Origin of the sequence: Paenibacillus taichungensis, from assembly GCF_047302525.1 — a bacterium.
Lineage (GTDB): Bacteria > Bacillota > Bacilli > Paenibacillales > Paenibacillaceae > Paenibacillus > Paenibacillus taichungensis_B.
The window spans coordinates 13055-39882 of sequence record NZ_CP168020.1; the positions used below are offsets into that span (position 1 = coordinate 13055).

Consider the following 26828-nt stretch of genomic DNA (forward strand, 5'->3'; position numbering starts at 1 on the left):
AACGGAATGGGCAAGGATAAAGTAAGAATTGGCATCATCGGCGCTGGTCGTATTGGTAAAATTCATGCGGACAATCTCCTGCGCAACCCGCATGCCGAGATTGTTGGCATCAGTGATTTGTTTGCAGGACCCGAGCTGGAGGAGTGGGCTTCCAGCCGCGGCATTCCGGTGGTAACGACAGATAGCAGCCAGCTGATCGCCATGCCAAATGTGGATGCAGTGCTGATCTGTTCCTCAACAGATACGCATGTACCACTGATTGAACAGGCAGCCCAGGCGGGCAAACACATTTTTTGCGAGAAACCGGTCAGTATGGATCTTCATCAGACTCAGGCAGCTGTTGCAGCCGTGCAGAAGGCTGGGGTAAAGCTGCAAATCGGATTCAATCGTCGCTTCGACCATAACTTCAAACGGGTACGTGCACATGTGCAGGAGGGAACGATTGGTGATCCGCATATTATCAAAATCACTTCTCGTGACCCGAGTCCGCCGCCAGCGGAGTATATCCGGGTGTCTGGAGGGATCTTCATGGATATGATGATCCATGATTTCGACATGGCCCGGTATCTGTCCGGGAGTGAGGTGGAGGAAGTCTATGCCCAGGGCAATGTGCTGATTCATCCTGTTTTTGCGGAACACGGCGATGTGGATACGGCCATTGTGACGATGAGTTTTGAAAATGGAGCAATTGGTGTCATTGATAACAGCCGCCAAGCGGTATATGGATACGATCAGCGAGTTGAAGTGTTTGGCTCATTAGGCAGCGCCGCAGCTGCGAACGATCATCCGAATACGGCAGAAATTAGTACAGCAAACGGATTGATGCGCGACAAGCCGCTGCACTTTTTCCTGGAGCGATACAACGAAGCGTACGTGCAGGAGACAGCTCTTTTCATCGACGCGATTCGGAACGATACATCTGTCATCGTGAACGGGAATGATGCAGTCCAGGCAGAACGCATCGCACTCGCCGCGCGCATGTCCATGGAACAAGGCAGACCTGTGAAGCTGCGTGAAGTCCCGGGGATATCGGTGGAATCGCAGACGGTTGCCCCGTAGAGCCATTTTCATAACAAGTTCATTTCATCTAATAGACAGCCATCAGGATTAAGGATAAATACCGGAAGGAGTGGAAGGAAGCATGTCAGAACGCGTAGTAAAACCTGTGTTGAATCCGAAAGCAGACGGAACGTTGTTGACGGTCACACCAGAGTCTGCGGGATGGGAATATGTTGGGTTTCAGGTGGTACAGCTTGCGGAGGGACAGACTCTAACTCGTGAGAGCGGGGATCAGGAGCTCTGTATTGTGCTTCTCAGCGGCTTGGCGAATGTAAGTACTCGTGAATACACGTGGGAGAATATCGGGAAAAGAATGAGCGTCTTCGAGAAGATTCCTCCGTATTCGATTTACGTATCCAGTTCAGATCGAGTGGAGTTCACGGCTCTTACCGCATTGGAGATTGCCATATGTGCGGCACCAGGTAAAGGTACGTATCCTGCTCGTCTGATTGCCCCGGAAGATGTAGGTGTTGAGACGCGTGGTTACGGCAACCTGGAACGACAGATTCACAACATTTTGCCCGAACAAAAAGAAGCAGACAGTCTGCTCGTCGTTGAGGTGTTCACGCCAGATGGACATTGGTCGAGCTATCCTCCGCATAAACATGATCGGGACGCCCTACCTGACGAATCCTTGCTGGAAGAGACGTATTATTTCCGAGTACAGCCAGAGCAGGGGTTTGCCATTCAACGTATCTACACAGATGATCGCGCTGTGGATGAGACGCTTGCAGTGAACAACGGTGAAGTCGTGCTTGTTCCGTGTGGATACCATCCGGTAGGTGCTCCTCCGGGATACGAGGTCTACTATCTGAATGTGATGGCAGGACCAACCCGGACCTGGAAGTTTCATAACGACCCAGACCATGATTGGCTGATGAATAAAAAGTAGTATCGGCTTCAAGTTGCGTATGCGGACTTCCCCCTGCATAATGAGAAGATACGATTACCTATATATAAGGGAATTTATATATAGCACAAATGGGGAAAAAACAATGAAAGCAACCATATATGATATAGCACGCGAGGCGGGGGTATCCATTGCAACCGTCTCACAGGTCATTAACGGCAAAGGTAAAATTAGCGAGAAGCGGCGTGCCGAGATTATGGAGATCATGGAGCGTCTTCACTACCAGCCGAGCGCTATTGCTGCCGCACTTACGGGTAAGCAGACATACACGCTCGGGCTGCTCGTGCCCGATATCTCCAATCCGTATTTTGCCGAGCTGGCCAGAGCGGTAGAGGATCGCAGTCGGCAGTTGGGTTATAGCGTCGTGATTTGCAGCACAGACAATAAGGACGAGCGGGTAGAGCGGTATTTGAATCTGCTTCAGCAAAAAAGGGTCGACGGCATGATGATCGGAACAGGTATCGATAATGCCGAGATTCTGTCTCCACTCCTGCAACAGTCGATACCTGTTGCTCTGATTGCCCGTCATATGCCGTCGTTGTCGGTACATACCGTTGCGATCGATGACAGGCTTGGCGGCGCCTTGGCAGCACAGCATCTGCTTGAATTGGGTCATACTCACGTAGCGGTGCTGTCCGAATCGTTCAAAGTCAGCAGCAGTCAGGAACGCGTACGCGGATTTCGTGAAGCATTGGAGAAGGAGGGTTTTTCTCTTGAAGCCGATCAGGTGAGAGAGTCATCTGCCGATCTGGGTTCAGCCAAAAAAGAGGCGCTCGTGCTGCTCACTAAAAAAAATCGAGCCACAGGCATCTTCTGCTGCAACGACATGCAGGCAATTGGTGCGCTTCAAGCTGCCAAAGAACTAGGCCTGCGTGTGCCTGAAGATGTATCAATCATCGGATTCGATAATACGATTCTAGCTTCGGTAACCAACCCTCCTCTAACGACGGTTGCCCAACCTATTGAGGATCTGGGGCGTCGTGCCGTTGATTTATTAATTGATGAGCTAAAAGATGAAGGAAATTCACCGCGGAAAATTGTCCTGAAGCCTGAATTGGTCATTAGAGACTCAACAGGGAATGTATCAAATCAATCTTGAGAACACAGCCCTGTCCACAAACATATACGTCGTCATACAAAACAAGCCGCGTGCCCCTAAGGGTAAACGCGGCTTATTAGAGTTAAATCTTGAACTTCTTCACTTCCTCGTACAGCGTATTGGGGCATGCTGCGCCAGCTCATTGGAACGTTCCGAGATGCTTGTAATGTAATTGAACTGTTCCTGCGTGGAAGAAGCAACTTCTTCTGTGGAAGCTGCGCTCTGCTCCGACATGGCTGCAACACTGGAGATCACTTCCACAATCTTACCAGAGCTGTCATCTAACTCGGTCGTAGCAGAGGAAACCAACTGAAGCTGGCTGTCGATGCCGTCAATGGATTGTTTGATTCAGGTAAACGACTTGCGCATCTCATGCACAGCAGCTACCTGCTGCCAATACCTTGCTCAGCCGAAGTAACTTCACTCACTCTTTGACGACTTGCCGCCTGAATCTCATCCAGCAGGACAATGATATCCTGTGCCGGGTCCGAAGTTTCACCTGATGATCCACGGCTTGCAATCCGGCAAGCATGGCTTCCCCTGCTTCTCGATCATCGTTACCGATTGTTCAACATTGCGGTTAATGCCGCCAACACTATTACTCATCTCTTGCGATGGAGATCTGATCGGTAATACGTTTGGTATTGTCGGTATGCTCTTCCATCTCACCGAGATGCTTTGCACCCGGTTAGCGGAGGAGGCGACTCGTTTCAGCAGCAGACTGAGTTGAGCGGACATCTGATTGAATGCCGCACCTAACTCTGCGAACTCATCTTTACCTTTGATCTGCACCCGACCGGTAAAGTCATCACTCGACATCAGTCTGGAAGTTGCGCCCAAGCTTTTCAGTGGTTTGATGAATAGTGTTGCAATCCAGTATGCTGCTGCCATAACAAAGATTAGCGTAACAGCGATAATCAGAATGTAGTTATTTCGTAGTTCATAGTATTCTGAATAGGCTAAGGATATAACTGAACCTACCACTCAGCCCGTGCTGGGGATTGGATTGTAGAACAGCAGATAATTCTCACCATTGTAGTTAAAATTTTTCTCTTCTGACGGGTTTGCCTGCATATCGGCCAGCAGTAGTTTTAATTCCGCATTTTCAGAGGCCGAGGTATTCACCTGTTTCTCGTCAGGGTGAGCCCGAACCATTCATGAAATGACCGTCTTGTTCTGAACCAAAGTAAAGATCTGATAGACTCTCTTTGTTACTCCCCAGCTTCATGATTGGATGAGGTGGTATACTTATAATGGAATCTGTAATTTCCTGATTCACCCAATCACGAGAGGAGATCTCAATGAAAAAAAGAACCAAAACGATTCTTGGTGTGGTTGTTGTAATCGTGATTGCAGCTATTGCGATACCAATGTACATTTCGAGACAACACACCACCTTTCGAGCCGAAGTCACGGATCATATGAGTATGCTGGACACACTGGATATTCTAGTTATCAGAAAAATAACGACCACCGATCCATATGATGAAGAAGAAGTGATTATTAAAGGTCCCCAAGAGATTAGAAATATGTTGAAGTTAGCGAAGGATATCGAATTAAGAAGGCTAAAGCATACAGATATCTCCGAGCGATTCGAGGGGAACCCATATTACTATGACTGGCAGCTTAGGACAAAGAAAGAAGATCGATTTACAGAAGGCTTTGGAATTACGTTTTATAACCAACATGCCGTCTCTATCTATAGCGGATACAAAACGAGAGACAAGCTTGAAAATTATGAAATAACCAATGATTTTAATCTAAATGAAATGGAACAGCTCTTTACAAATTTGAAGGAGGAGAAGGAATGACGGAGTATCAATTGCGTCCGATTGAGGAGCGGGATATCCCTTTTCTTTGGGAGATGTTGTATGCATCCCTATTTAAGCGGGAGGGCGAAGAGCCTTTTGAACCTGAGATCATCCATAGCCCCGGCATGTCCAAGTACGTTGAAGGCTGGGGGAGAGAGGGAGATTTCGGATTTATCGCCGTGGATTCTCAGGGAAAGCGTATGGGCTCGTTGACGTTGCGGTTTTTTAATGATCAGAATGCGGGATATGGTTATGTAAATGCGGATACACCCGAGATGGGAATGGCTGTGGTTGAGACAGCGCGTGGCAAAGGAATAGGCACCCGTCTCATTCAGGAGGCGTTAGAAGAGGCTCGAAAGCGGGGTATTGACGCCGTTTCACTCAGTGTTGACCCGGATAACGAAGCAATTCGGCTTTATCGGCGTTTCGGATTCGTCGAACAAGGCATGTGTGGCACATCTGTAACGATGGTGTGTGTGATTAACCCTTGACCTTATCGCAACATGATGAACGTATTCATATGAAGAGTTTGATAATACAAAAAGGCGTTCCCTCATATTCTGGGAAGCGCCTTAAGATATGACTGCAAGCTCCTCGCACCGTATTTCCTTTATGCTTTAACGATGTTTAAAAATCAATCTTCAAGCTGTTACCTTCCGTAGCTATTCCTTCCGGACGGTTGATGGGCAGCTTTTGTTCTGCAGAGAAGCCAAGCGTCTCGCCGTCATGCAACGTTACATCGTTTTCGACAACATAAGTCGCAGTCATATACATCATTTCAAATACTTCACTTAACGGCTTAGCGGATTGAGTGATTTCCATCTCCTCTTTCCCGAAGTTGCGTAACCCATAAGTGTAGGCCGATGCGCCTTCAGGACTTTGAAATAGTCCGATGAAAATCCAGAGGGAGACGGGCAGCTCATCATCCTTGATTGAACGACTGATGTCCACGTACTGGCCTGCTTCCACCACAAGTGGCGCCATATATATAGCCAGCGCATGGTCAAGCTGGAGCAAAGCACTCGCTGTTTGGGTGAACAGAATATGTGCCTGAATGGCGTCAGTTGCATTAAGTACAGAAACAATAATCTGAGATTGATGTCTTGAAGTGACTTGCACCGCGTCCTGCCACAGCACATTTAATTTGGCATTTTCCTCTACTTCGTGGTCAGGAATAGGAGCATTAATATGTGCACACACCACTTGCATTCCATCCACTTCGAAAAAAAGATTGCCTTCCTCCGGACGTTCCTCAATCTCAATATTCCACTCGTTTTTCATAGTGTTAATGAAGTGATCAAAATTACAATCTTCGTGCTCCAGCAAAACAAATCCAACGATAGTTTCGCTATATGGAGCAGTATGTACGGCTCCACTTGCGGTCGCGTTTTCCTTTTTGCGGCGTCGCAGCTTGTCAAACAGTCCCATGAAACGTTCTCCTTTCCAGACCAATCACAGTGATCAGGCATAATCCGATGCCTTTATAACCATACCTTACCACATTGGAGCTTTTAATGAATCTCGGCATGGTAATGGTCAACAGGCGATCAGAGGAAAAGAACCAGAAGTAATGCAATGATCGCAGGCAACCCTTGTTTGATGATGATGGACCGAGTAGCGGTTACGCCTCCGTAGATTGCGGCGATAATGACACATGCCAGGAAGAAGATCTGAATGTGCTGTCCGACGGATGCATCCGGATAAACGAGTCCCCAGATCAAACCTGCGGCCAAAAATCCATTGTACAGACCTTGATTGGCTGCCAAGGACTTGGTAGATTCGGCTAGTTCAGGGGTAAGACCGAACGTTTTCATCGTGCGTGGACGGGTCCACAGGAACATCTCCATCACCATGATGTAGAAGTGCTCAATGGCTACAATAGCCACGAAAATGATACTAATCAAAAGAAACACCCGACTTTCTTATATGTCATTTATTTACTTGTCCTACTCAGTATAAATGTTTGCAATCCGAACTGAAAGTATAAAATTAATTTTACACAAAATAATTGTGTGAAATATTAATAGATCAATGATTCTCGTTTATAATGACACCGCGGATTAAACATATAGATAAACATACGCTGATTGTCGAAAATCCATTCATTGGGTAATAATGAACAATAAAGAAGAGAACTTACTCATGGAGAAGAGGGATTAGCGTGGGTGTGGGAACCGTTCAATTCTTCCTGCTGGCGGATGATCCATCAACGTTTGGAGTGGCTCGGTGCCAACCTGTTGGTCCGTGGAGTTGAAAAGTTGACAGAGCTTCCTTTCGGGACACGACTTCTGTTCCCGGATGGAACCGGGCTTATCTGCGAAGGGGAGAATCTGCCTTGTGTACACCCCGGGAAAATCATTGAGCAAGTCTACGAACAGGATGGTTTGCGCAAAAAGTTCGTGCCAGCCGCCCGCAAAAAACGCGGAATCGTCTGCTCAGTCGAGAGTGAAGGCGTAATCCGTACCGGAGATGCCATCGAAATTATTCACCTGTCCTGAGGCTTCAGGACAGGTTCTTACATTGCAGTCTAGTCCTTTTGTTTCGACTGTAGTTAATCTCAGTTTATCTTCTGGAATGGACGTAATCTTCAGGTGTGCTTCCGATAATGGACTTGAAGTCTTTGATAAAATGAGACTGATCGTGATATCCAAGGTCCTGGGACAGCCTAACCAGATCGCAATCCATACCCCGCTCCATCAGCTCAGCAGCATTTTGCAGGCGGTAGAGTTAGATCACCATTTTGGGGCTGATGCCCACATACTGATTGAAAAGGCGCTGGAGCTTTCTTGTGTGCATATTCCAGGAGGCAGATAAATCATCGACTCTCAACATATCCCGATGTTGCTCAATATACAGCACAATCTGGCTAACCAGAATGGCTTGATCATCAGGAGGAGGGAGGTGTTTACAGAGAAGCTGATCCATATAACTGACTTTGTCCGCATCACTTCCGTCCCCGAGCAACCGTTCTTCGAGCAGTGGAGCATCAACATCAAGCACACCAGAGACATTCAAGGGGTTCCCATACAATGTGGAAACGGGAGTGCGAATGAATGGATAGAAGCCGCCAGGCTTAAACTTCACCCCAAACACGCTTCCTTTTCCACGGACGAGATAGGAGAACTTCTGTCCAGATGGACCGAAGAAAAAGGTGTTTCCACGCTCTACCACCAGATTGACACAGGGATTCGGAACCACATGCTGAGGATAAGGATCATGCCCGGTAAGATCCCAGGAGACGATCCAGAAATGCTTGACCAAAGAACTCAATGCTTCGGAAGGGGCATACCGTGTCAGGCAATATCTGTTGTCGCCCTCATCCAGATTCAGAAGACCCATACTGGGTCTGACAGCATGATCTGCATGTTTCATTTTGCCGATTCCTCCAAGTATCTCGTCAATTCTGCTACGTTTCGAACAATGCACAATTTATGTTGGTGAGGCTGCAAAAACGCCATGATTAGCGCTTTTTCCTTACGGTCATGTTGATAGCTCCATTTATACATCCGCCAAAGCATGGTAAAAGTCTGTCTATAATTTCCTTGTTCCAGCCCGAGCTTCTGTACTGTGAAACGTTTGAGAATGCGCACATTCCTTTTCCACACGGGGGTATTCAAATAGACGATAAGATCAGCCTGCTCGAAACTTCTTGCCACCCATTCATAGTGTACACCTTCAATAATCCACTGATTGGAATGCACAGCTTTTTGCAGGAGTGTGTCCCGCGTCTCTGGGCTATTGCGAATATCCTGTCCTTGAGGTACACGGTGCCACACAATGTTGTCGAGCTCATAATAAGGAAGGTCTAGCCTCGTGGATAAATGGCGGGCCAGTGTAGACTTGCCGCTGCCGACTGAGCCGATAATATGTATTTTGTTTGGCCTGAATTTGATCTTGGATTCTTCACCGACCATTCCGTAACCAGTCCCCTTTGTTATTTACCTTTGCTCCCTGAACAGCAATGCACGGACAGCGAAACGTGGCAAAATAAGTTGTCTGCGCCATCTGGAAGGCTGGCTGAGCAGTCGATAAAGCCATTCCAAATTAAGCTTCTGCCATATCGCAGGTGCTCGTTTGGTTTTGCCGGCCAGAATATCCAGGCTACCCCCGACTCCGATGGCTACACGAGCATTGAGTTGGTGGCGATATTTATTGATCCAGTGTTCAGCATTAGGTGCTCCTAAGGCCACGATAAGAAAATCAGGTTGTGCCTCGTGAATCTCTTCTACAATGCTTTGCTCCTCGTCCGTTGTGAAAAATCCATGTTGTCTGCCACGAACAATGACTCCCGGATAGTTTTGCGCAATAACCTCCACAGCCCGCTTACTGACAGTTTCTTCTGCCCCGAGCATATAAAAGGACCAATTCTTCCGGTTGGCTTCCTCCAACAAACGAAAAAGCAGGTCACAACCTGTTACCCGTTCAGTCAATTGTCCACCCCGAAAGCGGGATACCATAACTATGCCCGCGCCATCAGCGGTCACAATGCCTGCCTGATCCACCACCGAACGAAGTGTCTGATCCTTCTGGCAGGACATGACGATTTCCGGATTGCCTGTAATGACATGGAACAGTTCAGATTGTCTCTGATAGATTACATCACCAAGAATTGTAACCGTCTGATCCATAGTTATATTGGGAAAAGGGATTCCCATAATTTTTGTTGTTTGGTTCATATTTCGGTTCCTTTCTGGATGCTAACTATCCTTCTCCAACGTATAATTCCTGTTATTTCATTCCATTTTAGCATGAAAACATAAAAATATACCGGACGAAAAGTGCGGATTATCAAGTTTCATGGTATCTTAAATCGTTTATTTTCGCTGTTGTCGCGTTTTTACAATACGCCGTTTGGGGTATAACGGTAGGATAGTGTTGCAAGCAAGTGTCAGTTCCTTCAATACAACACATAAAGGGAGTGAGTTCATGGAATTGAAATATGAGTTCTATATTAATGCTGGACAGGAAGATGTGTGGAATGCCCTGATCTCGCCGGACGGTACACGGAGCAGCTTTTTTGGCAGTGAACTTCGTTCCAATTTCCAACCGGGTCAGCCGTTCGCCTATGTAGGACCTGGGAATGATGGTGCAGAGACGGTTCATGTGTACGGCGATATTCTGGAATTCGAACCTTTATCCCTATTAAGTTACCTTGAACATCCCGGACCTTCCTATCACGCCAATCACGCTGAGCTTCAATCCAGAGTAGTGTTCCAACTGGAGACGGTAGGGGAATGTACGAAGTTAACATTGATCAATGACCAATTTACGGACAACCATCCATCCTTTGCGAACGCACAGAGTAACTGGTGGATGATATTGAGCAGTATCAAGACATGGGTAGAGACGGGCAAAACGCTGAATTTTGGCTGGTAAAGGTTCCGATAACGAACCGAGAGAATATATAAATATAACATCATAGCAATATGAAAAAAGCGCTGATAAAGCGTTTTTTCTTAATCGATTGTTGAATGATAAAATGAATTGCATAAGAAAATCCACCGAGACGCATTTCTGCTCTCGGTGGATTTTTGTATTTTCAACGATATATGCAATTCTATCTGTTGAATTATACTTGTTGAACTTTGATCAAGTTGGTGTTACCGGATTGACCGATAGGTACGCCAGCAGACAATACGATGATGTCCCCTTTTTCGATATAACCGGTTTTGATTGCATTGCGAGTAGCTGACTCGAACATTTCATCGGTTGTTGTTACTTTGTCGCCCATAACCGGAATGACACCGGAGAGCAGGCAGATTTTCGCAAGTACTTCTTCATGCTGTGTAACCGCGATGATCGGTGCTTTCGGACGATATTTGGAGATCATACGCGCCGTAAATCCACTCTCGGTAGAAGTGATGATCGCTTTGGCATTCAGGACGAGGGAAGAACTAACTGCTCCCTGACTGATAACTTCGGTAATATCAGCTACTTGTTGAGCGGATTTTTGGTTGAATTGTTCTTTGTAATCAATCATCGTTTCAGCACGGCGAGCAACAGCAGCCATAGTGCGAACGGATTGTACCGGATATTTACCTGCTGCCGATTCACCAGACAACATAACAACGTCTGCGCCTTGAAGAACAGCGTTAGCTACGTCACTAACTTCGGAACGAGTTGGGCGCGGATTCACTTGCATGGATTCCAGCATGTGTGTTGCTACGATAACCGGTTTACCCGCACGGTTACATTTATCGATCATTTCTTTTTGCATCATAGGTACGTCTTCAATCGGTACTTCAACCCCGAGATCTCCACGAGCTACCATGATACCGTCAGATGCTTCAATGATATCGTCCAGGTTGGTCATACCTTCCTGGTTTTCGATTTTGGAGATAATTTGTACATGATCTACACCGCGTTCTTTCAGGATGCTGCGAATTTCACGAATGTCGTCGCCTTTACGAACAAAGGAAGCAGCGATGATTTCGATACCGTTTTCGATCCCGAATCCGATGTGCATAACGTCACGTTCCGTAACACCTGGCAAAGTCGTTTTGATTCCTGGCAAGTTAACCCCTTTACGTGGTTTCAGAATGCCGCCGCTGATGATTTTACAGTGAATATCTGAACCTTCCACGGACAGTACAGTCAGATCCACCAAACCATCATCGATGAGAATGCGATCTCCAGGTTTTACAACGAGGTTCAATTCTGGATAGTTTACTGAGATACGCTCAGCGTCACCAAGAATTTCTTCGGTAGTCAGGATAAGCTCCTTACCCGCTTGCAGATGGCAGGATGCTTCTTTCAGTTTGCCAATACGAACTTCCGGTCCCTTGATATCCATCATAATCGGTACGTACGTATTCAATTCGGAAGCCGCTTTGCGGATATTGTTAATCCGTGCCACGTGATCTTCCAGCTCTCCGTGAGCCATGTTCAGACGGGCAACAGTCATCCCTTCCTGAATCATTACTTTTAACAATTCGATTGAGTCACAAGCAGGTCCCATAGTACAAATAATTTTTGTTTTCAACATGCTATTTTCCTCCTCATATGTTTGCTTATATGTGTATTGTAGCGTTTTCTGTCGAATCAAGGTATGAACTATAGTACAATGATTAGAATATAGTCCAATAATGAGGTGTGTTATGGTCACTCCATTAGAAGTACGACACATTAATGGTGTCGGTTGGTACGAAGAAGCGGTGCAGTCAAAGGCAACTTGGCGGTTAAGCTTGGTTACTTATGGAAAATGTGTATATTGGGTGAACGGAGAGAAGCAGATCATGGAAAAGGGGGAGCTCCTGTTAATCCCCGCTGGCATTCCGTATTACGGCAAAAGCATTCCTACCGTAACCCACACGCAAATTGTTGTTCAATTACAGGGGGATCATGGGCAAGGTTTGCCCGCGCTGGAACGGAGTGAGGCCTTGCGACATAAGCCCGGATGTTATGAACTGATTCATGAACGCATGAAAGCCATCCAACAACAATGGCAGGAACGTCCGTCTTATTATGTCATGATGAGCCAAGCCTTATTGATGGAAGTGCTTATTTATATAAATAGGGAACTGGACCGTGGTGTTATTCCGCCGGAGAGACATGTTCATGCGGAGCGGATGAAGCGATACATTGCGCGGCATTACCGGGAGAAAGTTACGAAAGAAGAGCTCGGGGACGAGATCGGTAAAACCCCGAATTACGCCGCCGCGTTATTTAAAAGCATGACGAATCAGACGATCAGCCAATATGTTCATGATCAACGGATGAAAAGGGCGGTGTATTTGCTTACCGAGTCACAGCTCTCCATTCAGGAAATTGCAGAATTTCTCGGTTACCGTGATCTGTCTTATTTTTACCGGATATTCAAGCGTTTAATGGGAACTCCTCCATCTGATTTGCTCCATGAACGTCCACCTATTGTATGAAAGACAAGGTTGTCATGGTCTCGTCTTGAAAAGTTCTTACATTTAAGTATCAACATAAATCACGCAAAAAAAAAAAGAGGGCCTCGGCCCTCTTTTTGGTCTCATGACAGTCGAATTAATCCTGCCTTTGCAATATAAATCATATACTAAGCGTTGCTGCTTGTATTTGTAGCCGTGATTGGCTGCTTTGTTTTTTTGTTTGCCAGACCTGCGCGAACCGCAAATACATGCACAGCCCAATACGCTGCTTCCGCGAATAGAATGCCGCCTGCTACATCCAGCAACGAATGCTGCTTCACAAACACCGTCGAAGCAATGATCAGCCACAGCCATATCGACCAGGAGATCCGCGCCAGTGGTTTAAAGTTTAAATGGCGATTGATGATAATGAAGAGCAGATAACTTGTGAGACAGTGGATGCTTGGAAAACAGTTAAATGGAGCATCATTGGTGTAGATAAATTGTACGAGCGCGCTGCTTAGGCCTGTTCCGATAGCTTCCGGCCGCGGCACGTAAGTAGGGAAGACCGCAAAAACGATATTGGCTGCGATTACTCCTACGTTATAGGTAATTATCATACGCCAGAATAGTGATTTGTTCGTTAGACCCAAATAAAGAAATCCAAGATACAGAATCGGCATCCAACTGACATAAGGATAAATAAATTCTTTGATAAAAGGAATCTGTGTATCAATCCAGGCATAATTGTAGAAGACATCACTTCCGGTGTTACTACCCAACAAAACATAAATGGAACCTTGAAGCGGTATACATAAGATTGCCAGCAAATGTCCCCAGCGCAAAAATAATGCTTTCATAGTATCCCCCTGATTTCGTTCTTCTTCATTTTAACTCTCCATATATATGACGTTGCAAAAGTGTCGTACCCCTGCAGCGATTCATTCTATTACTACTATAATGGACAGATTAGTACTTGAGCCATACCTGATTGTAAGGTAAAAGCTGTAAGAGGAATTCTCTTTTTTGTTACTTTTATAGTTTTATCCAGAAAAGGATACCCGAATATCCAGTAGATATGATACAACTAAATTGTCATATTAGTTCATGTGACAACCACTAAAGATGAAATGAGGCTGGTACAATCTATGAAAACCCCGCAATCCAGGCAAAACCAATCCTTTTCCACGCGTAGGCCCGTGCTGACGGTAGTCATTATTGAACTGCTCCTTTTGCTGGCGGTATTCGCGGCAGGAGCGGTTGCAACCGTGAAGCAACTGGATTACACATCACCTGTGCTTATGTCGTTTACTCCAATTGCTCTTGTACTCATCATCTATCTGACTATGCGCCGCAAGTGGGGAGAAACCGGATTCCGTTCCTTAAGAACCATCCCAGCAAGTCATGCAAAGTATTATATTCCGCTACTCCTTGTACTGGGTACTATCGCGCTTAAAGGATTTACAGAATTAACCCTGTCCAAGGTGACTTTTTTTATCTTCTTCACCTTGCTTGTCGCCTTTGTGGAGGAAACCATTTATCGTGGACTTATTTTCAAAACTTTGCTTCGTAAGAGTGCGGTTGCGGCAGTTGTCACTTCAAGTGTTTTATTTTCCGTCACTCATATCATGAATGCATTATCCGGCCAGAGTATGGCAGATACGATTCTGCAACTGATCTATGCACTGCTGCTTGGAGCGGCCCTCGCGCTGTTAATGTTGAAAAACGGAAATATCGTGCCGCTGATCTTGTTTCATTTCATACATAATTTGATTCAATTTCTTGGGGACGACCGGCAAGATACCGGAACACTTCCCTACGATATCTTCATATTGGTTGTGTTGGTTGCTTATTGCGTATGGTTGACGTTTAGCGTTCGAACGAAGTTATCTTCTTCAGAGAGTAGTACACCGGGTAGTTCAGTAGTTCATTAAACGGGTCTGGATCAGTTGCTGCATAACTCTGTTTACCGCCAGCCATGGGATCGTGGTATACTTCAATCTGGCGGTATGACAGGCTTGTTCGTAATCAATCGGAAGTCCGTCCATCCGTACAATGGGTAGATAAATAGGTGATATTGTGGAAAAGACAGCACAGACAGTAGCGGAATGGATGGTACAGGAGATTAAATTCACCGGTACGCTTCATCAGGAAGCTGCAATTGAATATGTAAAGTCCAATTTTGGAGAAGAATTTGTATTTGTAAATGAGAATGGAAATACTTCGTTATCAAAAGAAGTGAAGAAAGCGTTCCGCAAGTTACATCGTGGGCAGATTGCATGGGATCGTGATGCCTTTATGTGGGCATGGACATAGTGTGTTATCTTGTAATGGGTTAAGCTTTCATGGATGTATTGGATATGCATGTCAAAATATTTTATAGAAAATGTATAAGTTGGTTCGGATCTGCATATCCTTTCATAAGACCGCAATGAGCGGCAGGTAAGCGACAAACCCTGTTCCAGCGCGTGCGAATAACATGTATTTCCAAAGCTGTTTGAAAAGAAAATACAAAGATTTGCTTTTTGGAGGAAACGGAGTTATAATAAAAACAAGTTGTAGAGAGTGGAAAACCTAATTCACATATTGTAAAGGGCGATCACTTATAGGTTATGACTGGTACCTTTTTCAATGTGTGAATTTTTATTTGCTTGCTGCAAAGAACAAAGGAACATGTTAATCTTTATTTGGAGGTGTAATTCACATGCAAAACGGAACAGTAAAATGGTTCAACGCTGATAAAGGCTTCGGTTTCATCGAAGTTGAAGGCGGAGAAGATGTATTCGTACACTTCAGCGCTATTACAGGCGAAGGCTTCAAAACGCTGGACGAAGGTCAACGCGTGCAATTTAAAATTGTACAAGGAAACCGTGGTCCTCAAGCAGAAGAAGTTGTAAAACTGTAATTAAAGCATAGCTGCCTTTAACATGTTATAATGGTAAAGGCAGCTTCTTTTTTTTGAGCAGTTATAATGAAAGTCGGCCCAATAGTTGTCGAGACAGAAGTCCGGACGGGACGAAACTTCCGCTAAGTAGTGGCTTCTGTGAAATAACGTCGGATTAGATGTTTTTCCATAACAAAGGGGGTAGAAGTCATGTATAATCGCAAAAAACCGTTGGAAGAGATTCCACAAGCGGATGCGGCAATCTGGGAATGTACGAGCGATACGTGCAAAGGATGGATGCGGGACAATTTTGCGTTTGATAGCGTGCCTACTTGTCCGATATGTGCTTCTGAGATGGTTAGCACGACCAGGATGCTGCCATTGCTTGAAAATTCGAATAGTAATCTGAAAACGATGCCTAAAGGAAATCGGATTTAACATAGCTTACCCGCCTCTAACGAGGTGTTTTTTTTTAAGTTGAACCTGACATCTTGTACAAAGGTAAGGGTATTAAATATGAAGTTCCCGGCATTCGTTTTTGGCGAATGCCTTTTTTATATCTTTTTTCCAATATATCGGATAATAAAACGGTAATATATCCAATTTACAACAGTGTTGGGTGTAAGCCGGGGTAAAGCATCCGTAGTGTTACAGTGGCTGAAGGAGAAACTTTAAGTATGATAAATGAAAAACAAAGAACCTTCTCGCTTTATGCGAGAAGGTTCTTCGTTTGTTTGGATAGTTTAGATGAACAGGAATGGAAGCAGGAACAGCGTTGCTACCAGAGCCAGCTCAATCCCTGCTCCAGAGCCGTAACCCCCGTAACCTCTTCCGTATCCTCCACCGTATCCTCCATATCCGTAAGCCGAGGATTTAACTTTCTTTGTTGCAACAGCATTTTTCTTACTGCTTTTTACAAGCTGCTGTTTGGATTTGACTGAACACAGCCGTGGTCCTTCGAAACACCCGTTCAAATAAACTTTACCATCACGACATTGACTAAGCGTACCGTACATATGCTTACCGTCGTTCATAACGAGACAAACGGAACGTCCAACGTGCGGAGAAACCGTCTCTTCACATACCGGATTAATTCTGTACATGTAAATCCTCCTCATTATTGCGGTTGCCGCTTGAAATCAACGGTTTGTATATCATAGTAAAAAGAAGACCGATTGGTATGGACGAGTACCCGGAAATTAGATGGGGAGGAGCCGTTTTTGTATCTGTTCCATACACTGGAGGGAGTAAAAGGGAGGGAATCTCATGGATTATCATGATTTGCTGGCCCGGCTTGGAGAAGGGAGTGCCCATCCGGGAGGGTTTACAGCAACGATGCAACTGTTGGATACGCTGTCTCTGCCTGCGCATAGTAAGGTGCTTGAGGTGGGATGTGGTACAGGGAGGACGGCTTGTTATCTGGCTCGAAACGGTTACCGGGTAACTGCGGTGGATCTTAATCGGCAGATGTTGGAGAAAGCGGTGCGACGCGCAAGACGGGAGCGCTTGGATATTCGTTTTATTCAGGCAGACGTGAGATCCTTGCCTTTTCCGGATCATTATTTTGATGTGGTATTTGTAGAGTCTGTCACTATCTTCACCCAGTGGCGAAGTACCCTTGCGGAATATAAGCGAGTGTTGAAGCCAGGTGGTCTCTTCATTGATCGGGAGATGGTGTTATCCGGAAGGAAGACAGAGGTGATGAGCCGTAGGCTGAAACAATTTTACGGAATAAGGACACTGGCGACCATGACTACATGGAAGAAACGTCTCAGACAGAGTGGATTTACTGAAGTCCTGGTCAAGGAACAATCTCGTTCCATGGGAAAGTGGGGCGTGGATCATGATCCTCATCGGGAGATGGATATGAGCTTGTTTGAGGATGAGCAAGTGCAGCGTATGGGTCGCACCAATGATCGTTTGCTTGCGAGATACGGAAAAAGACTGGGGTATGCGGTTTTTGAAGCGAGGGTACCAATGGAGAATGGTAATACCCAGAAAGAGTAGGAAGCATCTGCTCGCGCGGAGGTCGTTGTATTTCATCAATAAATGAATGTGGAAAAATATTTGGTTGATGCCGTACTTGGCATATAAAAAGGCAACCCACTCTAAGGTAGGTTGCCTTTGCCTTCTTTTTTTCGGACTCTAAATCCAATATAAGTAAGTTATGAAGAAACGTCAACTCAAAGGCTTGGACTGAAACCGTTACAGCATATCGTTGTCGATAATGCGCCAGTGGTGCTTCAGCAGAGCTTCCAGTTGCGGTTTATCTTTGGCTCGAAAAGCGCTTAGGATTTGGCGATGTTCTTCATTTACTTCATTAAGTACACTGGATAGCTTCGGCTTATTGTCGCTGACATACGACTGGCGAATAAAGCTGTTTTTTAACGTGTTTAACATCTCGATGACAGTGGCGTTACCGCAGCGCTGGATGTACAGGTTATGAAATTGATATTGATTCTTGCTGTAAGCAGCCAGATCGAGCTGGGTAATATCTTCATCCATCCGTGCAACAAGGGCCTCCATCTCCATGAGCTCAGACGGTTTGAGGTGGTCCGCTGCAAGTGTAGCAGCAAGTGCCTCAAGTGCACCGATGGCCTGCGAGAATTCGAGTTTTTTGCCAGCATCAAAAGGAGCGACGATAAATCCCCTGCGTGGGATATATTGCAGGAGGTTGTCAGAAGTGAGTTGAAATAAGGCTTCCCGAGTAGGTGTGCGGCTGATGTCGAGCTTTTTGCAAATCTCCGCTTCATTAATCTTCTGATTGGGGAGCAGTGTCCCGTCTTGAATTTTCTGTGCGATATAATCGTAAACATGATCTTTCAAGGACCGGTATTTTGGTGCCTCCATACCGAATCCCCCCTTCTGTATATAGTGATGATTGGATGTGTGAGGGTGTAAGCCCTGTAATGGTGCGCCGTTCGGGAGTTTCAAGTTTTTATCATCTTAACACCGAGGGGGGAGTTGGGCAAGCAATCTTAATGATCTAAAGAGATGTTAGTTTCGGGTTACATAAATGACGTTTTGTGGAATTTAAGCGTATAAATGTGTTGAATTCATTGCTATGCAGCTAATTTCTTATTAGTATTACTTACATTAAAGCCCACATATTGTCTGATGTATATTGTATAGAGATAAATTATACTGCCGCAGGCCTTTCGTAACATGCTTCCAGCTATCGGCAATGAATTCATTATTATCATTAAAGATTCCTCGCTTGTTCCCATGATCGGGATTGCTGAGATTATCTATACAGCCAGAGCTGTTCAGGGGATTACCTTCCAACCGCTTGCCCCGCTACTTGTTGCTGCTGCCCTCTATTTTGTAATTACATTTACGTTGGCCAACCTGCTCACCTGGCTGGAACACAGACTTTCTATATCCCGATAACGTGGATACGGACTCTGCGAATGAGTGGAATTAGGTGATAGCGGAAAAAGTGAGCAGGAGTCGTAAATGGTCGTGGCGAAGCATACATTGATATTGTATTTTGTATACAATATAATCAAAGAGGGGTGCTGGGAGTATATGTCAGATTCGAAAGTGTTAATGGATTGGTCGGAACGTTATGCTGCACCTAATTATCATCCGCTCCCGATCGTCATTGAGCAGGCGGAGGGAGTATGGGTCGAAGATCCGGAAGGTCGCCGTTATATGGATATGTTAAGTGCATATTCGGCATTAAATCATGGGCACAGACATCCAGCAATTATTCAGGCGCTGAAGGATCAGGCAGATCGGGTAACATTAACATCACGGGCATTTCACAGCAGTGCGGCATCACTTTTCTATCAGAAGCTCTCGCAATTTACGGGCAAACCCAAAATTCTTGCCATGAACACGGGAGCTGAAGCGGTTGAAACGGCCGTGAAAGCAGTACGAAGATGGGCATATCGCTGCAAGGATGTATCGGAAAATCAAGCTGAAATCATCGTATGCTCAGGAAATTTTCATGGAAGAACACTGACCGTCACGTCTTTCTCATCTTCAGAAGAGTACAAAAAAGACTTTGGACCGTTTACACCCGGATTCAAAATCATTCCTTATGGTGACATTGAAGCGCTTAAGCTTGCGATCACACCGAACACGGCCGCTTTCCTTGTGGAACCCATTCAGGGGGAAGCCGGTATTGTCATTCCGCCAGAAGGATATCTTGCTGAAGCCTTTACGCTGTGCAAACAGCACCGGGTGTTGACCGTGGCGGATGAGATTCAGACCGGATTCGGACGAACGGGACGCCGTTTTGCCTCTGACTGGGAGGGGATTGAGCCGGATATCTGGATTATGGGTAAAGCGCTAGGCGGGGGAGTGATGCCTATCTCGGCTATTGCTGCAAATGCAGAAATACTGGATTTGTTTGAACCGGGTTCTCATGGCTCCACATTCGGGGGTAACCCACTCGCTTGTGCCGTGGCTGTCGCGGCACTGAAAGTTCTGGAAGATGAGAAGCTTGCAGAGCGCTCGGAGCGTCTGGGAAATTATTTTATGAAACAGCTTCAGGGAATTCGCAGTTCAGCTGTGCGTGAGATTCGAGGTAGAGGATTGTTCATCGGTGTTGATCTGCATGTACCTGCACGTTCATATTGTGAGAAATTAATGTCTGTTGGACTGCTCTGTAAAGAAACCCATGAGACAACGATCCGTTTTGCGCCGCCACTGACTATTACGGAGGCTGAGATCGACTGGGCGTTGGAACGAATTGCTCAGGTGCTGGGTGACTGAATAAACCTTTCATTCTTTGATTACTTCATATAAGCAGCGAAGGAGCTGACCTACGTGGGAAACAATGATATTGAATCTGCAGGAACGCTGAATGCTTCTAATGAAACGAGCCAATTGCTTTTGCGTCATCATGACGTTGCCATCATTAAGGTTCCTTTTGGACTAGGCGGGGCGCGAGGTGGTGCTGAGCTAGGTCCGGATGAACTAATTACAGCAGGATTGAAACGTGAAATTGCAAGCCTTGGGTTGAATGTATCAAAAGAGATCCGTGTAGATTGTCCCTCAGAGTCTGTTGCTCCAATTGAATGCAACCGTGTGAAATATTTATCCGAGGTTAGACAGGTGAGTGAGCGAGTGTGCAATGAAGTGTCTGGGGCGATATCTGGAGGTGCTTTTCCACTTGTTCTGGGTGGCGATCACAGTGTAGCTATAGGTTCTCTTGCTGGGGTGTCTGCGCATTATTCCAATCTAGGTGTGATCTGGTTTGATGCCCATGCGGATTTGAACACAGAAGAGCGTAGTCTGTCTGGAAATATGCATGGGATGAGTGTTGCTGCAGCTTTGGGGCATTCTGCATTTAACTTGTCTCATATTCCGGGTGCAGGGTCGTTCGTTAATCCTTCCAATCTGGTCTACATTGGCTTACGTGATCTGGATGTGTATGAAAAGGAACAGATCCGAGCGCTTGGCATTAAGAGCTTTACAATGCATGATATTGATCGGATAGGTATACAACAGGTTGTTGAACAGGCGCTGGCTGTAGTCGGGGAAGGAACAGATGGTATTCATATTAGCTTTGATATGGATTGTCTTGATCCGCGTGAGGCTCCGGGTGTGGGTACGCCAGTACCAGGGGGATTGAATTACCGTGAAGCTCATTTCGCACTGGAGCTGCTCGCTTCCACCAACCGAGTCACGTCCATGGATCTGGTGGAAGTTAACCCGCTGTTTGATCAGAACAGGCATACGGCCCGCCTTGGAGTAGAACTGATTGCTTCATTGCTGGGTAAACGGATCTTATAACAATTGTATAGCTATTTCTTGTGCGGATGAATTCATGCTTATATAGAAGGTAAGGTCGAATCATATAATGTAAGGTTATATAAGAGCCAGGGTCAGACTCATCCATACGATCTTCAACTGAGTGAAGATAGGTATGAGTACTTCCCTGGCTATGGTTGTTGGGTGCACTTCTTGATTCCTGAAAAGGGGAAGCGTGAAGTTGGCCTTATAGAGTAATGTTTGGCTAAGCGGGGCTTTCTGTTTCTTTAAGGAGCGTTGGGTAGAGCGTTGGGTAGATATACGAGGGCTCTACTATAGAAGAAAGAGATTGAGATTATCTGATGAGAAAGTGGTTCTAAAGTTTTTTAAAAATAAAGCTTGCGTTCATAATCTCTACATGGTATATTCTAATTCCGGCCAAGAAAACACGAGAAACACGGTGCGGCAAGCGAATGAAATAAGCTTCGAAAGAAACTTGAAAAAAGAGCTTGCAAAGTTGGTTCGGATGTGATAAGATATAAAAGTTGCTGAGGTGAACAACACCCGGCAATGAAACAAGTTTGATCTTTGAAAACTGAACAACGAGTGAGTAAACATTCTGCTTGCAGAATGAACGCGAAAGTTTGAAACAAGCCTTGGCTTGAATCGACTGGAGCACAAATGAGATTTTTAATCTCGTCAGTTTCAAAATGAGCTTATCGCTCTTTTCAATACTTTATTGGAGAGTTTGATCCTGGCTCAGGACGAACGCTGGCGGCATGCCTAATACATGCAAGTCGAGCGGACTATCAGAGAAGCTTGCTTCTCTGATAGTTAGCGGCGGACGGGTGAGTAACACGTAGGCAACCTGCCCTCAAGTTTGGGACAACTACCGGAAACGGTAGCTAATACCGAATAGTTGTTTTCTTCTCCTGAAGAGAACTGGAAAGACGGAGCAATCTGTCACTTGGGGATGGGCCTGCGGCGCATTAGCTAGTTGGTGGGGTAACGGCTCACCAAGGCGACGATGCGTAGCCGACCTGAGAGGGTGATCGGCCACACTGGGACTGAGACACGGCCCAGACTCCTACGGGAGGCAGCAGTAGGGAATCTTCCGCAATGGGCGAAAGCCTGACGGAGCAATGCCGCGTGAGTGATGAAGGTTTTCGGATCGTAAAGCTCTGTTGCCAGGGAAGAACGCTTGGGAGAGTAACTGCTCTCAAGGTGACGGTACCTGAGAAGAAAGCCCCGGCTAACTACGTGCCAGCAGCCGCGGTAATACGTAGGGGGCAAGCGTTGTCCGGAATTATTGGGCGTAAAGCGCGCGCAGGCGGTCATTTAAGTCTGGTGTTTAATCCCGGGGCTCAACCCCGGATCGCACTGGAAACTGGGTGACTTGAGTGCAGAAGAGGAGAGTGGAATTCCACGTGTAGCGGTGAAATGCGTAGATATGTGGAGGAACACCAGTGGCGAAGGCGACTCTCTGGGCTGTAACTGACGCTGAGGCGCGAAAGCGTGGGGAGCAAACAGGATTAGATACCCTGGTAGTCCACGCCGTAAACGATGAGTGCTAGGTGTTAGGGGTTTCGATACCCTTGGTGCCGAAGTTAACACATTAAGCACTCCGCCTGGGGAGTACGGTCGCAAGACTGAAACTCAAAGGAATTGACGGGGACCCGCACAAGCAGTGGAGTATGTGGTTTAATTCGAAGCAACGCGAAGAACCTTACCAGGTCTTGACATCCCTCTGATCGGTACAGAGATGTACCTTTCCTTCGGGACAGAGGAGACAGGTGGTGCATGGTTGTCGTCAGCTCGTGTCGTGAGATGTTGGGTTAAGTCCCGCAACGAGCGCAACCCTTGATCTTAGTTGCCAGCACTTCGGGTGGGCACTCTAAGGTGACTGCCGGTGACAAACCGGAGGAAGGTGGGGATGACGTCAAATCATCATGCCCCTTATGACCTGGGCTACACACGTACTACAATGGCCGGTACAACGGGCTGTGAAGCCGCGAGGTGGAACGAATCCTAAAAAGCCGGTCTCAGTTCGGATTGCAGGCTGCAACTCGCCTGCATGAAGTCGGAATTGCTAGTAATCGCGGATCAGCATGCCGCGGTGAATACGTTCCCGGGTCTTGTACACACCGCCCGTCACACCACGAGAGTTTATAACACCCGAAGTCGGTGGGGTAACCGCAAGGAGCCAGCCGCCGAAGGTGGGATAGATGATTGGGGTGAAGTCGTAACAAGGTAGCCGTATCGGAAGGTGCGGCTGGATCACCTCCTTTCTATGGAGAATCGTTTCCCGCGTGGAAACATTCAAATACGCAGACTTGATCTGCAAAACTACTCACTCGTTGCTCAGTTTTGAGAGCTCAAACTCTCAAACAGCTTGCTTTTGCATGGAGCTTGTTCTTTGAAAACTAGATATCGAAACGAAATTTTGCGATTTAGAACATTCCTTTTTAAGCTGAACTTGTGTTAAACAAGTTTCAATAAATAGTGAAAACTGCATTGCGATGGTATAGAGTGAGAGCGACTTTTGGATTTGCGCAAGCAAAACAAGGGAAGCGAGCAGTCGAAACCGGAGCAAATATGGTTAAGCTACTAAGAGCACACGGAGGATGCCTAGGCGCTAGGAGCCGATGAAGGACGTGGCGAACAACGAAACTGCCTCGGGGAGCTGTAAGCAAGCTTTGATCCGGGGGTGTCCGAATGGGGAAACCCAGCTGGGGTAATTTCCAGTTACTCATAACTGAATACATAGGTTATGTAGAGGCATACCAAGGGAACTGAAACATCTAAGTACCTTGAGGAAGAGAAAACAATAGTGATTCCGTCAGTAGCGGCGAGCGAACGCGGAGAAGCCCAAACCAGAGAGCTTGCTCTTTGGGGTTGTGGGACATCTCACATGGAGTTACAAAGGAACCGGTTAAGCGAAGAGGTCTGGAAAGGCCCGCCAAAGAAGGTAAAAGCCCTGTACTTGAAAGTCTGTTCCCTCCGAGATGTATCCCGAGTAGTGCGGGGCACGTGAAACCCCGTATGAATCCGGCAGGACCATCTGCCAAGGCTAAATACTTCCTAGCGACCGATAGTGAAGCAGTACCGTGAGGGAAAGGTGAAAAGCACCCCGGAAGGGGAGTGAAATAGAACCTGAAACCGTGTGCTTACAAAAAGTCAGAGCCCGTTTTAGGGGTGATGGCGTGCCTTTTGTAGAATGAACCGGCGAGTTACGTTCCCGTGCAAGGTTAAGGTGAAGAGCCGGAGCCGCAGCGAAAGCGAGTCTGAATAGGGCGACTTAGTACGTGGACGTAGACCCGAAACCGGGTGATCTACCCCTGTCCAGGGTGAAGGTGCGGTAACACGCACTGGAGGCCCGAACCCACGCATGTTGAAAAATGCGGGGATGAGGTGGGGGTAGCGGAGAAATTCCAATCGAACTCGGAGATAGCTGGTTCTCCCCGAAATAGCTTTAGGGCTAGCCTCGGAAAACAGAGTCGTGGAGGTAGAGCACTGATTGGGTGCGGGGCCCGCAAGGGTTACCAAGCTCAGTCAAACTCCGAATGCCATAGACTTACTTCCGGGAGTCAGACAGTGAGTGCTAAGATCCATTGTCAAAAGGGAAACAGCCCAGACCATCAGCTAAGGTCCCCAAGTGTGTGTTAAGTGGGAAAGGATGTGGAGTTGCACAGACAACCAGGATGTTGGCTTAGAAGCAGCCACCATTGAAAGAGTGCGTAATAGCTCACTGGTCGAGTGACTCTGCGCCGAAAATGTAACGGGGCTAAACACACCACCGAAGCTATGGCTTGATGCTTTGCATCAGGGGTAGGGGAGCGTTGTATAAGGGTTGAAGGTGTACCGTAAGGAGCGCTGGACATTATACAAGTGAGAATGCCGGTATGAGTAACGAAAAGATCAGTGAGAATCTGATCCGCCGAAAGCCTAAGGGTTCCTGAGGAAGGCTCGTCCGCTCAGGGTAAGTCGGGACCTAAGGCGAGGCCGAAAGGCGTAGTCGAAGGACAACAGGTCGAAATTCCTGTACCACCGTAAGCCGTTATGAGCAATGGGGGGACGCAGCAGGGTAGTGACGCGGACTGATGGATGTCCGTCTAAGCAGTGAGGCTGATGTGTAGGCAAATCCGCACATCGTAAGGCTGGGCTGTGATGGGGAGCGAAAATTATAGTAGCGAAGGTCATGATCTCACACTGCCAAGAAAAGCCTCTAGCCAGGTGATGGTGCCCGTACCGCAAACCGACACAGGTAGGCGAGAAGAGAATTCTAAGGCGCGCGGAAGAACTCTCGTTAAGGAACTCGGCAAAATGACCCCGTAACTTCGGGAGAAGGGGTGCCCCGGTAGTGTGAATAGCACGAGGGGGCCGCAGTGAAAAGGCCCAAGCGACTGTTTAGCAAAAACACAGGTCTGTGCGAAGCCGTAAGGCGAAGTATACGGGCTGACGCCTGCCCGGTGCTGGAAGGTTAAGGGGAGCGGTTAGGAGCAATCCGAAGCTGTGAACCGAAGCCCCAGTAAACGGCGGCCGTAACTATAACGGTCCTAAGGTAGCGAAATTCCTTGTCAGGTAAATTCTGACCCGCACGAATGGCGTAACGACTTGGGCGCTGTCTCAACGAGAGATCCGGTGAAATTTTAATACCTGTGAAGATGCAGGTTACCCGCGACAAGACGGAAAGACCCCATGGAGCTTTACTGCAGCTTGATATTGAATTTGGGTACGATCTGTACAGGATAGGTGGGAGCCTTTGAAACGTGAGCGCCAGCTTGCGTGGAGGCACCGTTGGGATACCACCCTGATCGTATCTAGGTTCTAACCTGGTACCGTAATCCGGTGCGGGGACAGTGTCAGGTGGGCAGTTTGACTGGGGCGGTCGCCTCCTAAAGAGTAACGGAGGCGCCCAAAGGTTCCCTCAGAATGGTTGGAAATCATTCGAAGAGTGCAAAGGCATAAGGGAGCTTGACTGCGAGACCTACAAGTCGAGCAGGGACGAAAGTCGGGCTTAGTGATCCGGTGGTACCGCATGGAAGGGCCATCGCTCAACGGATAAAAGCTACCCTGGGGATAACAGGCTTATCTCCCCCAAGAGTCCACATCGACGGGGAGGTTTGGCACCTCGATGTCGGCTCATCGCATCCTGGGGCTGAAGTAGGTCCCAAGGGTTGGGCTGTTCGCCCATTAAAGCGGTACGCGAGCTGGGTTCAGAACGTCGTGAGACAGTTCGGTCCCTATCTGTCGTGGGCGTAGGAAATTTGAGAGGAGCTGTCCTTAGTACGAGAGGACCGGGATGGACGTACCGCTGGTGTACCAGTTGTTCCGCCAGGAGCACCGCTGGGTAGCTATGTACGGAAGGGATAAGCGCTGAAAGCATCTAAGCGTGAAGCCCCCCTCAAGATGAGATTTCCCAGTATGTAAGACCCCTTGAAGACGACGAGGTAGATAGGCTGGGGGTGGAAGTGCAGCAATGCATGGAGCTGACCAGTACTAATCGGTCGAGGGCTTATCCAATATG

At 46.9% G+C, this 26828-nt stretch carries 29 protein-coding genes and 2 rRNA genes; 18 read left to right on the top strand and 13 right to left on the bottom strand.

Annotation, left to right across the window (positions count from 1 at the left end):
- The first annotated feature begins 6 nt into the window (after positions 1–6).
- The 3 genes from iolG to ACDJ58_RS00135 all read left to right on the top strand — a co-directional run bounded on the left by iolG (position 7) and on the right by ACDJ58_RS00135 (position 3068).
- Positions 7–1059, top strand: a complete 1053-nt coding sequence (gene iolG, locus ACDJ58_RS00125) for an inositol 2-dehydrogenase (protein WP_413374522.1) — start codon at positions 7–9, stop codon at positions 1057–1059.
- Between the two features lie 82 nt (positions 1060–1141).
- Entirely contained in the window at positions 1142–1951 is an 810-nt protein-coding gene (gene iolB, locus ACDJ58_RS00130) for a 5-deoxy-glucuronate isomerase (protein WP_413374524.1), read from the top strand.
- A 103-nt stretch (positions 1952–2054) separates the two neighbouring features.
- Positions 2055–3068: a LacI family DNA-binding transcriptional regulator gene (locus ACDJ58_RS00135; protein ID WP_413374526.1), complete on the top strand. Its 1014-nt coding sequence runs from the start codon at positions 2055–2057 to the stop codon at positions 3066–3068.
- Positions 3069–3167: 99 nt separating this feature from the next.
- On the opposite strand, the gene ACDJ58_RS00140 is transcribed toward ACDJ58_RS00135, so the two are convergent.
- The 3 genes from ACDJ58_RS00140 to ACDJ58_RS00150 all read right to left on the bottom strand — a co-directional run bounded on the left by ACDJ58_RS00140 (position 3168) and on the right by ACDJ58_RS00150 (position 4223).
- Positions 3168–3377 carry a hypothetical protein gene (locus ACDJ58_RS00140; RefSeq protein ID WP_413374528.1) on the bottom strand — a complete coding sequence of 70 codons (210 nt, stop codon included), beginning with the start codon at positions 3375–3377 and terminating at the stop codon, positions 3168–3170.
- 186 nt (positions 3378–3563) lie between these two features.
- Positions 3564–4052, bottom strand: a complete 489-nt coding sequence (locus ACDJ58_RS00145) for a HAMP domain-containing protein (protein ID WP_413374530.1) — start codon at positions 4050–4052, stop codon at positions 3564–3566.
- Positions 4053–4223 (bottom strand): hypothetical protein, encoded by a 171-nt coding sequence (locus ACDJ58_RS00150; protein ID WP_413374532.1) that lies wholly within the window; start codon positions 4221–4223, stop codon positions 4053–4055. It lies immediately after the preceding gene.
- A gap of 146 nt (positions 4224–4369) precedes the next feature.
- On the opposite strand from ACDJ58_RS00150, the gene ACDJ58_RS00155 reads away from it, so the two are divergent.
- Together ACDJ58_RS00155 and ACDJ58_RS00160 are read left to right on the top strand one after the other, a co-directional pair.
- Positions 4370–4879: a hypothetical protein gene (locus ACDJ58_RS00155; RefSeq protein ID WP_413374534.1), complete on the top strand. Its 510-nt coding sequence runs from the start codon at positions 4370–4372 to the stop codon at positions 4877–4879.
- Positions 4876–5370 (top strand): N-acetyltransferase family protein, encoded by a 495-nt coding sequence (locus tag ACDJ58_RS00160; protein ID WP_413374536.1) that lies wholly within the window; start codon positions 4876–4878, stop codon positions 5368–5370. The genes ACDJ58_RS00155 and ACDJ58_RS00160 overlap by 4 nt, the downstream gene beginning before the upstream one ends.
- A gap of 136 nt (positions 5371–5506) precedes the next feature.
- Here the strand turns inward: ACDJ58_RS00160 and ACDJ58_RS00165 are convergent, their stop codons facing one another.
- Complete coding sequence (locus ACDJ58_RS00165) at positions 5507–6307, bottom strand: DUF4261 domain-containing protein (protein WP_413374538.1); 801 nt, start codon at positions 6305–6307, stop codon at positions 5507–5509.
- Positions 6308–6426: 119 nt separating this feature from the next.
- The gene (locus ACDJ58_RS00170; RefSeq protein ID WP_413374540.1) at positions 6427–6783 is read right to left on the bottom strand and encodes a DUF1304 domain-containing protein; all 357 of its coding nucleotides are present in this window, start codon (positions 6781–6783) and stop codon (positions 6427–6429) included.
- 261 nt (positions 6784–7044) lie between these two features.
- On the opposite strand from ACDJ58_RS00170, the gene ACDJ58_RS00175 reads away from it, so the two are divergent.
- Entirely contained in the window at positions 7045–7377 is a 333-nt protein-coding gene (locus ACDJ58_RS00175; RefSeq protein ID WP_413374542.1) for an MOSC domain-containing protein, read from the top strand.
- A gap of 64 nt (positions 7378–7441) precedes the next feature.
- Here ACDJ58_RS00175 and ACDJ58_RS00180 read toward each other — a convergent pair whose 3' ends face one another.
- From ACDJ58_RS00180 to ACDJ58_RS00195, 4 genes are read right to left on the bottom strand one after another with little or no spacing between them, the layout of a single operon-like run.
- A complete protein-coding gene (locus ACDJ58_RS00180) occupies positions 7442–7597 on the bottom strand; it encodes a helix-turn-helix domain-containing protein (protein ID WP_413379396.1) in 156 nt (51 codons plus the stop codon).
- Between the two features lie 9 nt (positions 7598–7606).
- On the bottom strand, positions 7607–8251 hold the full coding sequence (locus tag ACDJ58_RS00185) for a DUF6597 domain-containing transcriptional factor (protein WP_413374544.1): 645 nt from the start codon (positions 8249–8251) through the stop codon (positions 7607–7609).
- Entirely contained in the window at positions 8248–8793 is a 546-nt protein-coding gene (locus ACDJ58_RS00190) for an AAA family ATPase (protein ID WP_413374546.1), read from the bottom strand. Before ACDJ58_RS00190 ends, ACDJ58_RS00185 begins: the two co-directional genes overlap by 4 nt.
- Positions 8794–8817: 24 nt before the next feature.
- The gene (locus tag ACDJ58_RS00195) at positions 8818–9555 is read right to left on the bottom strand and encodes a WecB/TagA/CpsF family glycosyltransferase (protein WP_413374548.1); all 738 of its coding nucleotides are present in this window, start codon (positions 9553–9555) and stop codon (positions 8818–8820) included.
- Between the two features lie 250 nt (positions 9556–9805).
- Here ACDJ58_RS00195 and ACDJ58_RS00200 point away from each other — a divergent pair, with 250 nt between their 5' ends.
- Positions 9806–10255 carry an SRPBCC family protein gene (locus ACDJ58_RS00200; protein ID WP_053779077.1) on the top strand — a complete coding sequence of 150 codons (450 nt, stop codon included), beginning with the start codon at positions 9806–9808 and terminating at the stop codon, positions 10253–10255.
- 193 nt (positions 10256–10448) lie between these two features.
- Here ACDJ58_RS00200 and pyk read toward each other — a convergent pair whose 3' ends face one another.
- Entirely contained in the window at positions 10449–11864 is a 1416-nt protein-coding gene (pyk, locus tag ACDJ58_RS00205) for a pyruvate kinase (RefSeq protein ID WP_076292255.1), read from the bottom strand.
- A gap of 112 nt (positions 11865–11976) precedes the next feature.
- On the opposite strand from pyk, the gene ACDJ58_RS00210 reads away from it, so the two are divergent.
- On the top strand, positions 11977–12756 hold the full coding sequence (locus tag ACDJ58_RS00210; RefSeq protein ID WP_413374551.1) for a helix-turn-helix domain-containing protein: 780 nt from the start codon (positions 11977–11979) through the stop codon (positions 12754–12756).
- Between the two features lie 146 nt (positions 12757–12902).
- Here ACDJ58_RS00210 and ACDJ58_RS00215 read toward each other — a convergent pair whose 3' ends face one another.
- The gene (locus ACDJ58_RS00215) at positions 12903–13574 is read right to left on the bottom strand and encodes a phosphatase PAP2 family protein (protein WP_413374553.1); all 672 of its coding nucleotides are present in this window, start codon (positions 13572–13574) and stop codon (positions 12903–12905) included.
- Between the two features lie 288 nt (positions 13575–13862).
- Here ACDJ58_RS00215 and ACDJ58_RS00220 point away from each other — a divergent pair, with 288 nt between their 5' ends.
- The 4 genes from ACDJ58_RS00220 (at position 13863) to ACDJ58_RS00235 (ending at position 16036) form a co-directional block, all read left to right on the top strand.
- Positions 13863–14648 carry a CPBP family intramembrane glutamic endopeptidase gene (locus ACDJ58_RS00220; protein ID WP_413374555.1) on the top strand — a complete coding sequence of 262 codons (786 nt, stop codon included), beginning with the start codon at positions 13863–13865 and terminating at the stop codon, positions 14646–14648.
- 145 nt (positions 14649–14793) lie between these two features.
- Positions 14794–15030, top strand: a complete 237-nt coding sequence (locus ACDJ58_RS00225) for a DUF6953 family protein (protein ID WP_413374557.1) — start codon at positions 14794–14796, stop codon at positions 15028–15030.
- 388 nt (positions 15031–15418) lie between these two features.
- Entirely contained in the window at positions 15419–15619 is a 201-nt protein-coding gene (locus ACDJ58_RS00230; RefSeq protein WP_024633772.1) for a cold-shock protein, read from the top strand.
- Between the two features lie 189 nt (positions 15620–15808).
- Complete coding sequence (locus ACDJ58_RS00235) at positions 15809–16036, top strand: cold-shock protein (RefSeq protein WP_024633773.1); 228 nt, start codon at positions 15809–15811, stop codon at positions 16034–16036.
- Between the two features lie 305 nt (positions 16037–16341).
- Here the strand turns inward: ACDJ58_RS00235 and ACDJ58_RS00240 are convergent, their stop codons facing one another.
- Complete coding sequence (locus ACDJ58_RS00240; RefSeq protein ID WP_413374560.1) at positions 16342–16701, bottom strand: hypothetical protein; 360 nt, start codon at positions 16699–16701, stop codon at positions 16342–16344.
- A 163-nt stretch (positions 16702–16864) separates the two neighbouring features.
- On the opposite strand from ACDJ58_RS00240, the gene ACDJ58_RS00245 reads away from it, so the two are divergent.
- The gene (locus tag ACDJ58_RS00245) at positions 16865–17605 is read left to right on the top strand and encodes a class I SAM-dependent methyltransferase (protein ID WP_413374562.1); all 741 of its coding nucleotides are present in this window, start codon (positions 16865–16867) and stop codon (positions 17603–17605) included.
- Positions 17606–17803: 198 nt separating this feature from the next.
- On the opposite strand, the gene ACDJ58_RS00250 is transcribed toward ACDJ58_RS00245, so the two are convergent.
- The gene (locus ACDJ58_RS00250; protein WP_413374564.1) at positions 17804–18448 is read right to left on the bottom strand and encodes a GntR family transcriptional regulator; all 645 of its coding nucleotides are present in this window, start codon (positions 18446–18448) and stop codon (positions 17804–17806) included.
- Positions 18449–18763: 315 nt separating this feature from the next.
- Here ACDJ58_RS00250 and ACDJ58_RS00255 point away from each other — a divergent pair, with 315 nt between their 5' ends.
- The 5 genes from ACDJ58_RS00255 to ACDJ58_RS00275 all read left to right on the top strand — a co-directional run bounded on the left by ACDJ58_RS00255 (position 18764) and on the right by ACDJ58_RS00275 (position 26824).
- On the top strand, positions 18764–18988 hold the full coding sequence (locus tag ACDJ58_RS00255) for a hypothetical protein (RefSeq protein ID WP_413374566.1): 225 nt from the start codon (positions 18764–18766) through the stop codon (positions 18986–18988).
- Between the two features lie 138 nt (positions 18989–19126).
- Complete coding sequence (locus tag ACDJ58_RS00260) at positions 19127–20320, top strand: ornithine--oxo-acid transaminase (RefSeq protein WP_413374568.1); 1194 nt, start codon at positions 19127–19129, stop codon at positions 20318–20320.
- Between the two features lie 54 nt (positions 20321–20374).
- Positions 20375–21343 carry an arginase gene (gene rocF, locus ACDJ58_RS00265; RefSeq protein ID WP_413374570.1) on the top strand — a complete coding sequence of 323 codons (969 nt, stop codon included), beginning with the start codon at positions 20375–20377 and terminating at the stop codon, positions 21341–21343.
- 694 nt (positions 21344–22037) lie between these two features.
- Positions 22038–23589: ribosomal RNA gene (locus ACDJ58_RS00270) — 16S ribosomal RNA — on the top strand.
- Positions 23590–23898: 309 nt separating this feature from the next.
- Positions 23899–26824, top strand: a 23S ribosomal RNA gene (locus ACDJ58_RS00275).
- Together the 16S and 23S rRNA genes form the textbook arrangement of a ribosomal RNA operon.
- The last annotated feature ends 4 nt before the right edge of the window (positions 26825–26828 follow it).